The sequence below is a fragment of the Solihabitans fulvus genome (assembly GCF_008386585.1).
Lineage (GTDB): Bacteria > Actinomycetota > Actinomycetes > Mycobacteriales > Pseudonocardiaceae > Solihabitans > Solihabitans fulvus.
In genome coordinates this window covers 42,011-54,283 of sequence record NZ_VUOB01000064.1, presented here as the reverse complement: position 1 = coordinate 54,283, position 12,273 = coordinate 42,011, and the positions used below count along the sequence as shown (strand labels likewise).

The following is a 12,273-nucleotide window of genomic DNA, read 5'->3' as shown; positions in this document are numbered from 1 at the left end:
TAGGTTCAGTCCAGGCAGAACTCGTTGCCCTCGGGGTCGGCCATCACGATGGTGCCGGCGTCCAGCGGGGGAGCGGGCTCGACGCGACGCAGCCGCATCGCCCCCAGCGCGACGAGTCGGTCGCACTCGGCGTCCAGCGCCGCCATCCGCTCCTCGCCCCGCAGCCCGGGCGCCGCGCGGACGTCGAGGTGGACGCGGTTCTTGGCGACCTTGCCCTCCGGCACCTGCTGGAAGAACAGCCGAGGGCCGTGCCCGTCCGGGTCCTCGATGGCGGACCTCGTGTTGCGCTGCTCCGGTGGCACGCCGATCTGGGCGAGGAAGTCGTCCCACGCGGCCAGCGGATCGGCGCCGGCGGGCAGGTCTACCCCTGGCGGGCCGGGGTGGACGTAGCCCAGCACGTCGCGCCAGAAGTACGACAGCGCCCTCGGGTCGTGGGCGTCGAAGGTGACCTGGAGGTGGCGACTCATCGGGTTGCTCCGTTCGTTGCGGGTCTCGTGTGCCGGTAGAGGTCGCGCAGCAGGCAGACCTCGGACAGGTGGTGGATCAGCTCGCGGTGGATGTGCAGCACCAGGTCGGCCATCGGTGCCTCGGGGAAGGGTTCCCGGTCGCCGAGCGGGACCAGGAGCCCGGCCTCGCCGAGGCCGCGCACCCCAGCCAGCCACCTGCCGAGCTGGGTCTCGAGCTGGTCGAGCGCGGTGGCCGCGCAGTCCGCGTACGCCCAGGTCTCGTACGCCGCCGCGGGCGCGCCGAAGTGCGCCGCGTTGCGCGCGGCGAGCACGCCGACGATGACGTGACCGAGCCGCCACGCGATCGTGGTGAACGCAGGCGGGACGGGCGCGGGGACGGCGTGGTCGATCGCGAAGTCCCCCGCACCCAGCTGTGTGGGCGCCGTCGAGTCGCCGCGCGGCCGCACGCTCCAGGCGTCGGGCACCGGCGACCAGAAGTACTCGTCGTCGGTGAGGCCGTCGAGCCGGGCTCGGAGCTGGTGGTTCCAGTGGACCTCCCACTGCTCGCGCAGCGTCCGGTTCCAGTCGAGTGCGTCTGCGTCCATGAACCCACCCTGACGTGACTGGCGGACAGGATCGGTCCGCTATCTCTGGCAGGGTAGGTCACATGGGCGCGGCACGCGGCGACGAGCGGGGTACTACGGAGCGGGTGCTCACCCTGCTCGGGCTGCTCCAGCAACGCCCCGTGTGGACCGGCCCCGAGCTGGCCGACCGGCTCGGGGTCACCTCGCGCACGGTGCGGCGCGACGTCGAGCGGCTGCGCGCGCTCGGCTATCCGGTGCTGGCCGGCCACGGCGTCGGCGGCGGCTACCAGCTCGGCGCCGGGCAGGACCTGCCGCCGCTGCTCCTGGACGACGAGGAGGCCATCGTCACCGCCGTGTCGCTGTTGGTCGGCGCGGGCGGCGCGGTCGCCGGCGCAGGCGACGCGGCGCTCCGGGCCCTGGCCAAGCTCGACCGGGTGCTGCCAGCCAGGTTGCGGCACGAGGTGCGCGCGCTGTCCGGTTCCGTGGAGTCCTTCGACGGGGGCCGCACGCCGGTCGACCCCGAGGTCCTGATGACGCTGGCCAGGGCCTGCCGAGACGAGGTCCAGGCCGGCTTCGACTACCCGTCCGGGGGCGAGGTGCGGCGGCGGCACGTCGAGCCCTACCGCCTGGTCACCTCCGACCGGCGTTGGTACCTGCTCGCCTACGACCTCGACCGCGACGACTGGCGGACCTTCCGCGTCGACCGGATGACCGACGTGTCCGCCCGCACCTGGCGTTTCTCCCCGCGCGCGGCGCCCGACGCGGCGACCTACGTGCAGGAGGGCGTGGCGAGCCGCGTCTACCCGCACCAGGCGCGGTTCCTCGTGCACGCCCCGGCCGACACCGTGCGCGCGCAGCTTCCGGCGTCGGCGGCCGTCGTCCGGCCGAGGGGCGGCGACCGCTGCGAGGTGCTCAGCGGCGCCGACCGCAGCCTCGACGCCGTGGTCATGCACGTGCTCCTGCTGGGACACGACTTCGAGGCACTCGACCCGCCGGAGCTCGGGAGCCGCTGTCGCGCGCTGGCGGAGCGACTGCTGGCGGCCGGCGCGGCGATCCCGGCCGCCGATCCGCCGTCGGGGTGAGACCGGGTCAGGTGGGGGAGTGTTCGACGCCGCCGCACCACACGGTGCGAACGGCGCGGGTGGCGCGGATGTCGGCCAGCGGGTCGCCGTCGACCAGGACCAGGTCGGCGCGCAGGCCCGGCTCGATCGCGCCCCGGTCGTCGAGGCCGAAGTGGCGGGCCGGCAGCACGGTGGCCGCGCGCAGCGCGTCGAGAGTGCTCAGCCCGGCGGCCACCAACAGCTCCAGCTCGTGGTGCAGGCTCTCGCCGTGCGCGACCTGGAAGGGCACCCCTGGCTGCGAGTTGGCGTCGGTGCCGGCCAGGATCGGCACGCCGGCCCGGTGCAGCGCGGCGACACTGCCCGTCGCGGCGGCGAAGGACCGGCCGGTGGCCGCGGCGACACCCTCCATCATGGTCAGGGTGGGGATCACGACGCGTCCCTCCGCCGCGACGGCCGCCGCCTCCTCCGCCGAGAGGGGCCGGTCCAGCGGCGCGTGGGTGATCAGGTCGGCTCCCGCGGCGCGCGCCATCGAGTAGGCGTCCGTGTTGGTGGCGTGCACGACGACCTTCCTGCCGTGCGCGTGCGCGGCGGCGGTCAGGGCGTCCAGCACGGACTGGTCCGGTCCGCCCTGGCCGGGCGCCTCCGCGACGATCTTGAGGTAGTCGGAGCCCTCGGCGACCCTGGTGTCGACGAACCGCCGCGCCTGCTCGGGATCGAGCACGATGGCGTCCGCCGGCACGCCGGGGAACTTCGCGTGCTGGCCGCCGGGGCCGAGCGCCGCCGTGCCCGCGCTGCGGATGTCGGTCAGGCCGGGAATCCCGCGCAGCGACGCCAGCAGCTCGAGGGACCAGGTCGCCATGTCCAGGCCGGTGGTGACGCCGTGGTCGCGCAGCCGGCGCAGCGAGTCGCGGTCGTAGAGGTGGATGTGGGCGTCGATCAGGCCGGGCAGCAGCACCGCGCCGCCCGCCTCGACCACGCGCGCGCCCGAGGCGTCCGTGCCGATGACACCGCCGTCGATCACCACGGTTCGCGGTGGGGACAACTCGCGCCCGTCGAAGACGCGGACGTCGCGCAGCGCGGTCCTACCGGCCTCGGCATCGGACTGCGCGTGGGGTGTGATCGCCATGTGCCCATCCTGCCTGGAATCGCTGCGAGCACACATACTCTCCGCCGGTTGGCCCCCGCGTCGCGACGCCGCGGTGGAGGACACTGGCGTGGTCGGCCGCGACGCGAAGGACCCCGCCGACACGCCACCGAGGTGAGGCACGGACATGGCACTGCACGGACTGGGCAAGGTCACCATCGGCGTCCCCGACGTTGCCGAGAACATCGCCTACTACGCCGAATTCGGCCTGACCCATCTCGGCGGCGGCGCGTTCGCCACCAGCGACGGCGGCGAGCAGCTCGCGATCGTGCACGCCCCGACCCGCCGGCTGGTGGAGCTGTCGGTGGCCGCCGACGACCGGGACGACATCGCGGCCATCGCGCGCCGCCTGCGCCATCGCGAGCTAACCGTCGAGCAGGACGGCGACCGGCTGCGCGTCGTCGAGCCCGTCACCGGCACGGTCGTGCGGGTCGCGGTCCGGCCCCGCATCGTGTTCGCCCCCACCCCAGCCACCCCCTACAACGGGCCTGGCCGGATCGACCGGTGGGGCCGCGCGCCCTTCACGACCCGCACCGAACCGGTCCGTCCCCGCAGGCTCGGCCACGCCGTGTTCGGCAGCACCGACCTGGCGACCAGCATGGCGTTCTTCACCGAGGGCCTTGGTTTCAAGGTCAGCGACCACATCGGTGACCAGGCCGCGTTCCTGCGCTGCTCGACCGACCACCACAACGTGCTGCTGATGGCCGCGCCGGTGAACTTCCTGCACCACACCAGCTGGCAGGTCAACGACATCGACGACATCGGCCGGGCCGCGCAGTCGATGCTCGAGGACCACCCGGAGCGGCACGTCTGGGGCCTCGGCCGGCACTACGCCGGCGCGAACTTCTTCTGGTACCTCAGGGATCCCGCCGGGAACTTCTCCGAGTACTACTCCGACATGGACACCGTGCCCGAGGACGACCTGTGGAGCCCGGAGGTCCTGCACGGCCTGCGGGGCCTGTGCGCGTGGGGACCGCCGCCCCCGCCGTCGTTCCTGGAACCCGAGGATCTCGCGGCGCTGATGGTCGGCGCACACTCAGCGAAGGCCCGCTAACCTGCCACCGCCCCGGTGGCGGGTGACGCGTGCGCGGCCGCCGCCGTTGCGAACGCCCGGATGATGGGGTGCGCGCGGGTCCCGTCGCCGGCCAGCTCCGGCTGGAACAGGGTGGCCAGGTAGAACGGGTGGCCGGGCAGCTCGGCGATGCGGACGTCCCCGTCGTCGTCGGCGCCGGTGAACCGCATCCCGTTGGCGCGCAACGTGTCCAGGTGTCGGGGGTCGGCGCCGTAGGAGCAGCTGTAGCGCTCCACCGTGCGGTCCGTACCCAGCGCCGCCTCGGCCAGCGACCCCGACGCGAGGCGCACCGCGCCCTCGTGACCGCTGAGCGAACAGGCCAACGGCACGATCAGCGGATCCGCGCCGTCGGGGTCGTTCTCGGCGTGCGCGGCGCCGGCCAGGCCGCACACGTTCCTCGCGTACTCCAGCAGCGCGTGCTGGAAACCCGCGCAGGTGCCGAGGAACGGGATGCTGCGCTCCCTGGCGGCGCGCACCGCCGCGACCGCGCCGGCCTCGCTCGCGTAGGGGCTGCCGGGCAGCAGCCACACGCCGTCGAACCCGTCGAGCGCGCCGGGGTCGACGGCGTCGCCGGTCGGGACCCAGTACGCGTCCACGTCGAGGTGATCCCGCGCGCGCAGCGCGTCGAGTAGGACGGGGACGCGCGTGTGCGAGCGGACCTGCGGGGAACGGTCACCGACGAGGGCGACCCTGGCGGCGGGGAAGGTGGTCATGCCGACCATCGTCACCCGCGCCGAGCGTTCAGCGCCAACGATGGTTCCTGCATCCGCGATAAGCAACACTGATGTGGTGGATCCACATCTGCTGCGCACGTTCGTCGCCGTCACCCGTCTCGGCTCGTTCTCCGCCGCCGCGCGGGAACTGGGCTACACGCAGTCCGCGGTGTCCCAGCACATCGCGGCGCTGGAGGCCGACCTGCGCGCCCCGCTGCTGCACCGGCGGCCGGTCGGCCCGACCGAGGCCGGCGCGCGGCTGCTCGACCACGCCGCCCCGATCCTGCTGCGCCTGGACGCGGCCCGCGCCGACGTCGCCAGGGTCCTCGGCGAGCCGCCGGGCCGGCTCACGGTCGGCGCCTCGCCGCTGGCCGCGCCGGACCGGTTGGCCACCGCGCTGGCCCGGCTTCGACGGTCGCTGCCCGGCCTGGAGGTGACGCTGCGGGTCGCCGGCCGTGCCGCGACCGTCGCCGCCGTCGCGGCGGGCGACCTGACGCTGGGGCTGGTCGACGGGGTAGCCGCGCCGAGCGACCCGCTGCGGCTGGCCGACCCTGGCCCGCTGACCACGGTCGCCGTCGCCGAGGAAACCCTCGTGGTGCTGCTGCCGCCCGGCCACCCGCTCGGCGGCCGCGCCGGGCTGCGGCTGGGTGACCTGGTGAGCGCGCGGTGGATCGACGCCCCCGAGACCGCCGCGCCGCTGGCCGACCTGCGCGCGGCCACCGAGTCCGACGGCGTCCGCGCCGGCATCCGGTACGAGGGCACGGACACCGCGACGCTGCTCGCGCTGGTGGCGGGCGGCCACGGCCTTGCGGTGCTGCCCGCGTCGGCGGCGCGCGAGTCCGCCGGGGTCGTAGCCGTCGCCGTGCTCGCGCCGCGCCTGGTGCACCGCACCGAACTCGTGCACGGCCACCTCGCCGGCCCGGCCGCGACGGCACTGGCCGACGCCCTGCGCCACGGGACCTGAACCCCGCGACCGCCGATCCGGCGCCACGGGACCTGAACCCGCCGGGAAAACGACGGTGGGGTGGTCCGTCCACACGGGACGAACCACCCCACCGGCACACGGAGGTCAGTCGACCTCGGCCACCGCCTGCGCGAACTGCGCCGCGTACAGCCGCGCGTACGCGCCTTCGGCGGCCAACAGCTCGTCGTGCGTGCCCTGCTCCACGATCCGGCCCGACTCCATCACCAGGATCAGGTCCGCGTCGCGGATCGTGGACAGCCGGTGCGCGATCACGAAGCTCGTCCTGCCCTGCCGCAACGAGTTCATCGCCCGCTGGATCAACACCTCGGTGCGGGTGTCCACCGAGCTGGTGGCCTCGTCCAGGATCAGGATCGCCGGCTCGGCCAGGAACGCGCGGGCGATCGTGATCAGCTGCTTCTCGCCCGCGCTGACCCCGGCGCCCTCGTCGTCGAGGACCGTGTCGTACCCGTCGGGCAGCGTCCGCACCAACCGGTCAACGTGCGTGGCGCGCGCCGCCTGCACGATCCGGTCCTGGTCGGCGTCGGCCGCGCCGTAGGCGATGTTCTCCGCGATCGTGCCGCCGAACAGCCACACGTCCTGCAACACCATGCCGGTCATCGACCGCAGGTCCTCGCGGGTCATCGACGCGATGTCCACGCCGTCGACGGTGATCCGACCCGAGGTCACCTCGTAGAACCGCATCAACAGGTTGACCAGCGTCGTCTTGCCCGCACCCGTCGGTCCGACGATCGCGACCGTCTGACCGGGCTGCACGCTCAGCGACAGGTCCTCGATCAACGGCGTGTCCGGCAGGTACCGGAACGACACGTCCTCGAACTCCACCCGGCCCTTCACCTCGGCGGGTCGCGCCGGGGTGCCGGGCTCGGCCGACTGCTCCTCCGCGTCGAGCAGCGCGAACACCCGCTCCGCGGAGGCGACCCCGGACTGGAGCAGGTTGGCCATGCTCGCCACCTGCGTCAGCGGCTGGCTGAACTGCCGCGAGTACTGGATGAACGCCTGCACGTCGCCGAGTGTCAGCGACCCCGACGCGACTCGCAGCGCGCCGACCACCGCGACCAGCACGTAGTTGAGGTTGCCGATGAACATCATCGCTGGCTGGATCATCCCGGAGATGAACTGCGCCCGGAAGCTCGCCTGGTACAGGGTGTCGTTGTGCTCGGCGAAGGTCCGCTCCGCCTCGTCGCGCCGCCCGAAGACCTTCACCAGCGAGTGCCCGGTGTACATCTCCTCGATGTGGCCGTTGAGGCGACCGGTGGTGGACCACTGCTTGATGAACTGCGGCTGCGCGCGCTTGCCGATCCGCGCGGCCACCACCACCGACACCGGCACCGTCACCAGCGCGATGATCGCCAGCAGCGGCGAGATCACGAACATCATCGCCAGCACCCCGACGATGGTCAGCAGCGCGTTGAGCATCTGGCTCAGCGTCTGCTGGAGCGTCGTGGACAGGTTGTCGATGTCGTTGGTGACGCGGCTGAGGACCTCGCCGTGCGGCTGGCCGTCGAAGTAGCTCAGCGGGAGCCTGGTCAGCTTCGCCTGGGCCTCGTCGCGCAGCCGGAACATCGACCGCTGCACGATCGCCGTGGTCAACCGGCCCTGCACCAGCATGAACACCGAGGCCGCGACGTAGATGCCCAGCACGATCAGCAGGACGTGGCCGACCTGGGTGAAGTCGATGCGCTGGCCGGGCACGACGTCCATCGAGTTGAGCATGTTGGCGAAGGTGTCGTGGCCGTCCTTCCGCGCCTGCGCGACCAGGTCGGCCTTGGGCACTCCGGCGGGCAGCAGCTTGCCGATCACGCCGGCGAAGATCAGGTCCGTGGCGTGGCCGAGGATCTTGGGGCCGAGCACCGACAGCGCCACCGTCGTCGCCGCCGTGACCAGTGCGATCACGATCAGCGTCCGCTCGGGGCGCAGCAGGGCCAGCAGGCGCTTGCTGGAACCCTTGAAGTCCAACGACTTCTCGGTGGGCATGCCGCTCATGAACGCGGCGGGCCCACGGCCCATGCCGCCGGGTGCGGGACCGGGACCCCGGCGTGGCGTCGGCCGCTCGCCGACGCCGTTCTGCGTTGCCTGGGACGTCACGCCGCCTCCTGCTCGGTGAGCTGGGACAGCACGATTTCCCGATAGGTCTCGTTGCCGTCCATCAGCTCGCTGTGGGTTCCGGTGCCCACCACGCGGCCCTCGTCCAGGACGACGATCCGGTCGGCGTGGCGGATGGTGCTGACGCGCTGGGCCACGATGACGACGGTCGACTCGGCGGTCTCCCGCGCCAGCGCCGCCCGCAGGGCCGCGTCGGTGGCGTAGTCCAGTGCCGAGAACGAGTCGTCGAACAGGTACACCTCGGGGCGGCGCACCAGCGCGCGGGCGATGGCCAGGCGCTGCCGCTGGCCGCCGGAGACGTTCGTGCCGCCCTGGGCGATCGCCGAGTCCAGCCCGTCGGGCATCGCCTCGACGAACGTGCGGGCCTGCGCGGTGTCCAGCGCGTGCCACAGTTCCTCGTCGGTCGCGTCGGGCTTGCCGTAGCGCAGGTTCGACGCGATGGTGCCGGAGAACAGGTACGGCTTCTGCGGCACGAACGCGACCGCGTCGGACAGGGCGGTCGGGTCGAGCTGGCGGACGTCGACGCCGTCGACCAGCACCGTGCCGCCGGTCGCGTCCATCAGCCTCGGCACGAGGTTGAGCAGCGTCGTCTTGCCGCTGCCGGTGCTGCCGATGACCGCGGTGATCTCGCCCGGCTTGGCGACCAGGTCGATGCCGCGCAGCACGGGCTGCTCGGCGCCCGGGTACCGGAACTCCGCGTTGCGCAGCTCGAGGTGGCCGTGCACGGCCGTGGTGCGCACCGGGTTGGCCGGCGGGACGACGCTGGAGTCGGTGTCGAGCACCTCGGTGATGCGCTCGGCGCTGACCGCGGCGCGCGGCACCATCATGAACATGAAGGTCGCCATCATCACCGACATGAGGATCTGCATCAGGTAGCTCAGGAACGCCGTCAGCGCGCCGACCTGCATCGCGCCGCTGTCGATGCGCTGCCCGCCGAACCACATCACGGCCACGCTGGAGATGTTGAACACCAGCATCACCGAGGGGAACATCAGCGCCATCAGCCGGCCGACGCCGATGGAGGACTCCAGCAGCTCGTTGCTGGCCGAGCCGAACCTGGCGCGCTCGCGGTTGTCGCGGACGAACGCGCGGATCACCCGGACGCCGGTGATCTGCTCGCGCAGCACCCGGTTGATCTGGTCGATGCGGGTCTGCATCTGCCGGAACAGCGGCGTCATCCTGGCGATGATCATGCCGACGATGCCGGCTAGCAGCGGCACGATGACCAGCAGCAACACCGACAGCGGCAGGTCCTGGTTGAGCGCCATCAGGATGCCGCCGACGCCCATGATCGGGGCCGAGACCATCATCGTGAACGTCATCAACGCGAGCATCTGGATCTGCTGCACGTCGTTGGTGGTGCGGGTGATCAGCGACGGTGTGCCGAACTTGCCGACCTCGCGTGCGGAGAAGTCCTGCACGCGCGTGAACACCGCCTTGCGGATGTCCCGCCCGACCGCCATGGCCGTGCGGGCGCCGAAGTAGACGGCGCCGGCCGAGCAGACGATCTGCACCAGTGTCACCGCGAGCATGACGCCGCCGGTGCTCATGATGTAGCCGGTGTCGCCCTTGACCACGCCGTTGTCGATGATGTCCGCGTTGAGCGTCGGTAGGTAGAGGGTGGCGATGGTCTGCACGAGCTGGAGCAGCACGACCAGCGCCATGGGTTTGCGGTACGGGGCCAGCTGCGCCCGCAGGAGTCGGATCAGCACACGGATTCTCTCTCATTTGTCGACGGCTAGCCGCTACCGTGGAACGCCCCGCGCCGGTCGGGGCACGCCCGAGCACCAGGCAGCCAGACTGCCAGCGTCTGGCTGTCGAGGTGCGTTCAGGAGACCTTGAACGGTACCGAGATGGCGGGAATCTCGCTCACGCTTTTCCTGTTTCCGCCGGTTCGCCGAACCACTCGGTCAGCGCGTGCCGCAGCGCGTCCGCCGCGTCGGGGGTGTCGGCGTCGGCGGCGAACGCGACGTACCCGTCCGGGCGGACCAGCACCGCGTCCGCGGGGCGGTCGGCGCTGGTCGCGGCGGCGACGTCGACCCGGTCGGCCCAGTCGCGGGCGGCCTTGACCAGGTCGTCGCGGCCGGCAAGGTCGAGCAGGACCGGTCGGGCGGTGCGCATCAGCGCGGCGACGCTGCTCGGCCCGGTCTCGGTGTCCAGGGCGAGGTCGGGCATCCAGCCGCCGGTCAGCGGGTGCGCGGGCCCCGTGGCGCGCATGTCGTAGCGGACGTCCGAGCCGGCCATCAGGTGCGAGATCCTGGCGACGGCGGTGGCGTCGCCGAGCAGTTCGTGCAGCACCCCGCGCAGTGCGGTGACGTTCGGGCCGGGGGACAGCAGCGCGGTCTGCGCGCGGCTGGACATGATGACGCGTTCGCCGACGGGACGCCGTTCGGACTGGTAGGTGTCGAGCAGGCCGGCCGGGGCCCAGCCGCGCACCTCGGCGGCGAGCTTCCAGCCCAGGTTGATCGCGTCCTGCATGCCCAGGTTCAGGCCGGGGCCGCCGATGCCGGACTGCACGTGCGCGGCGTCGCCGAGCAGCAGCACCCTGCCGTGGCGGTACTGGTCGGCCAGCCGGGAGTTGGTGCCGCTGCCGTTGCGGGTCAGCGGCGCGCCTGTCGAGGTCATGCCGAGGTCGCTGCCCAGGACGCGGCGCGCGGCCTCGCGCAGCTCCTCGATCGGCAGGTCCGCGCTGTCCTGCTGGGGCGGCTGGCCCCACTCCGACAGCGACACGCGGAACACGCCGGGCTGGAACATGCCGAACGCGAACATGCCGTGCTCGGTGCGGGTGAACGTCGCCGGCCGCAGCAGGCCGTGGCCGGGCACGGTCAGCTCGCCGTTCTGGGCCGCCACGGGCGGTCCGATGTGGACCTGCCCGCTGCGCACCACGAACGAGTCGTCGGTGATGCCGGGGAACCCGATGCCCAATGTCTTGCGGATGGCGCTGCGGCCGCCGTCGGCGCCGACCAGGTACCGCGCCGAGAGCTCGTGGACGCCCTCGGGTCCGCGCGCCTCGACGGTGACCGTGTCGGCGTCCTGGCGCACCGCGAGCACCTCGTGGTCGCGGCGGATCTCGACGCCGAGCTCGGTGGTCCGCTGCGCCAGTAACTCCTCCATGCGGCGCTGCGGCACGGGAACCGCGTAGAGCAGGTTTCCCTCCATTGTGGACATGTCAAGGGGGAGGCCGCCGAACTGGAAGTACGGCACCGGGTTCGGCGGTGTGGTGTTGCCGGTGAACAGCTCGTAGAGGCCGCGGTGGTGCAGGGCCTGCACGACGCGGCCGACCAGGCCGTTGGCCTTGGGCAGCGAGGTCGGTTCGGACAGTCGCTCCAGCACGACGGGTCGGACGCCGGCCAGGGCGAGTTCGCAGGCCAGCAGTAGGCCGTTGGGGCCGCCGCCGACGATCAGGACGTCGTTGGGCACAGGAGTCTCCTCAAAGGTTGGCGGCGGCCGGTCGAGGGCGCGCCGAAGACAGGCCCGGAGCCGGGCCTTGGGAGGTGCTGTGGAAGCAGAGGTGCTGTGGGAAGGAGGGTTGTTACGCCGACGGGTCGGGCAGGCCGGCGCTGAACTGGTCGAGGGCCTCGCGCAGCAGCGGCGCGAGGGGGATCGGCGGATCCGCGGCCAGCCACTGTTCGGTGGCGACCTGGTTGGCGGCGCCGACGGCGGCGGCCACCAGCCGGGGGTAGAGGTCGCGGTCGACGTCGGTGCCGGTGCGGGCGGCGACGGCGACGGCGAGCTCGCGCCCCGAGACGATGGCGGCCTCGACGAACGCACTCTGTAGGGCGCGCTCGGCGATCATGAGCTTGACCCCGGTGAGCCACTTCGGGTCGGGTGGGCCGTGGCCGATGCCGGCCTGTTCGACGACGGCGGCGGTGAGGGCCTGCCACAGCGGCTCGGTGGCGGGCCGCGCCTGGAACAGCACGGTGATCTGGCGGACGCGGGCGAGGTGGCGGGCGGCGATGGCCTCCGCCTTGCTGGAGAAGTAGTTGTTGAAGGTGCGGGGGGAGACGCCGGCCTCGGCGGCGATGTCCTCGACGGAGACGTTGTCCATGCCGCGCTCGACCACCAACCGCACCGTGGCCCAGCCCAGCGCCTCGCGAGTCTCCAGCTTCTTGCGCTCCCGCAGGCCCAGCTTCTCGCCCTCGCTCACACCGGCAACACTACACAC

General features: G+C 72.6%; 11 protein-coding genes. 3 read left to right on the top strand and 8 right to left on the bottom strand.

What is annotated here, in order from left to right; all coding sequences use genetic code 11:
* Positions 1-5 precede the first annotated feature (5 nt).
* Both F0L68_RS31700 and F0L68_RS31695 read right to left on the bottom strand, forming a co-directional pair.
* Positions 6-467, bottom strand: coding sequence for a VOC family protein (locus tag F0L68_RS31700; protein WP_149853540.1), 462 nt, complete (start codon positions 465-467; stop codon positions 6-8).
* Positions 464-1,051 (bottom strand): DinB family protein, encoded by a 588-nt coding sequence (locus F0L68_RS31695; RefSeq protein WP_149853539.1) that lies wholly within the window; start codon positions 1,049-1,051, stop codon positions 464-466. The genes F0L68_RS31700 and F0L68_RS31695 overlap by 4 nt, the downstream gene beginning before the upstream one ends.
* A 62-nt stretch (positions 1,052-1,113) precedes the next feature.
* Here F0L68_RS31695 and F0L68_RS31690 point away from each other — a divergent pair, with 62 nt between their 5' ends.
* The gene (locus F0L68_RS31690; protein WP_149853538.1) at positions 1,114-2,112 is read left to right on the top strand and encodes a helix-turn-helix transcriptional regulator; all 999 of its coding nucleotides are present in this window, start codon (positions 1,114-1,116) and stop codon (positions 2,110-2,112) included.
* Positions 2,113-2,119: 7 nt separating this feature from the next.
* Here the strand turns inward: F0L68_RS31690 and F0L68_RS31685 are convergent, their stop codons facing one another.
* Positions 2,120-3,217: an amidohydrolase family protein gene (locus tag F0L68_RS31685; RefSeq protein WP_149853537.1), complete on the bottom strand. Its 1,098-nt coding sequence runs from the start codon at positions 3,215-3,217 to the stop codon at positions 2,120-2,122.
* A gap of 145 nt (positions 3,218-3,362) precedes the next feature.
* Here F0L68_RS31685 and F0L68_RS31680 point away from each other — a divergent pair, with 145 nt between their 5' ends.
* On the top strand, positions 3,363-4,289 hold the full coding sequence (locus tag F0L68_RS31680; protein WP_149853536.1) for a VOC family protein: 927 nt from the start codon (positions 3,363-3,365) through the stop codon (positions 4,287-4,289).
* Here F0L68_RS31680 and F0L68_RS31675 read toward each other — a convergent pair.
* A complete protein-coding gene (locus F0L68_RS31675) occupies positions 4,286-5,020 on the bottom strand; it encodes a CTP synthase C-terminal region-related (seleno)protein (protein ID WP_223199305.1) in 735 nt (244 codons plus the stop codon). The genes F0L68_RS31680 and F0L68_RS31675 overlap by 4 nt on opposite strands.
* A gap of 76 nt (positions 5,021-5,096) precedes the next feature.
* Here F0L68_RS31675 and F0L68_RS31670 point away from each other — a divergent pair, with 76 nt between their 5' ends.
* Positions 5,097-5,984: a LysR family transcriptional regulator gene (locus tag F0L68_RS31670; protein ID WP_149853535.1), complete on the top strand. Its 888-nt coding sequence runs from the start codon at positions 5,097-5,099 to the stop codon at positions 5,982-5,984.
* A 105-nt stretch (positions 5,985-6,089) separates the two neighbouring features.
* On the opposite strand, the gene F0L68_RS31665 is transcribed toward F0L68_RS31670, so the two are convergent.
* From F0L68_RS31665 to F0L68_RS31650, 4 genes are all read right to left on the bottom strand, one after another.
* Positions 6,090-8,012: an ABC transporter ATP-binding protein gene (locus F0L68_RS31665; protein ID WP_223199322.1), complete on the bottom strand. Its 1,923-nt coding sequence runs from the start codon at positions 8,010-8,012 to the stop codon at positions 6,090-6,092.
* A 74-nt stretch (positions 8,013-8,086) separates the two neighbouring features.
* Positions 8,087-9,820, bottom strand: coding sequence for an ABC transporter ATP-binding protein (locus F0L68_RS31660; RefSeq protein WP_149853534.1), 1,734 nt, complete (start codon positions 9,818-9,820; stop codon positions 8,087-8,089).
* 157 nt (positions 9,821-9,977) lie between these two features.
* The gene (locus F0L68_RS31655) at positions 9,978-11,528 is read right to left on the bottom strand and encodes an FAD-dependent monooxygenase (RefSeq protein ID WP_149853533.1); all 1,551 of its coding nucleotides are present in this window, start codon (positions 11,526-11,528) and stop codon (positions 9,978-9,980) included.
* A gap of 112 nt (positions 11,529-11,640) precedes the next feature.
* On the bottom strand, positions 11,641-12,255 hold the full coding sequence (locus F0L68_RS31650) for an acyl-CoA-like ligand-binding transcription factor (protein ID WP_149853532.1): 615 nt from the start codon (positions 12,253-12,255) through the stop codon (positions 11,641-11,643).
* Positions 12,256-12,273 lie beyond the last annotated feature (18 nt).

What these genes read in the sequence shown, in the direction of transcription:
- F0L68_RS31700 (WP_149853540.1), bottom strand. Translation starts at nt 467, where the DNA reads ATGAGTCGCCACCTCCAGGTCACCTTCGACGCCCACGACCCGAGGGCG.
- F0L68_RS31695 (WP_149853539.1), bottom strand. Translation starts at nt 1,051, where the DNA reads ATGGACGCAGACGCACTCGACTGGAACCGGACGCTGCGCGAGCAGTGG.
- F0L68_RS31690 (WP_149853538.1), top strand. Translation starts at nt 1,114, where the DNA reads ATGGGCGCGGCACGCGGCGACGAGCGGGGTACTACGGAGCGGGTGCTC.
- F0L68_RS31685 (WP_149853537.1), bottom strand. Translation starts at nt 3,217, where the DNA reads ATGGCGATCACACCCCACGCGCAGTCCGATGCCGAGGCCGGTAGGACC.
- F0L68_RS31680 (WP_149853536.1), top strand. Translation starts at nt 3,363, where the DNA reads ATGGCACTGCACGGACTGGGCAAGGTCACCATCGGCGTCCCCGACGTT.
- F0L68_RS31675 (WP_223199305.1), bottom strand. Translation starts at nt 5,020, where the DNA reads ATGACCACCTTCCCCGCCGCCAGGGTCGCCCTCGTCGGTGACCGTTCC.
- F0L68_RS31665 (WP_223199322.1), bottom strand. Translation starts at nt 8,012, where the DNA reads ATGGGCCGTGGGCCCGCCGCGTTCATGAGCGGCATGCCCACCGAGAAG.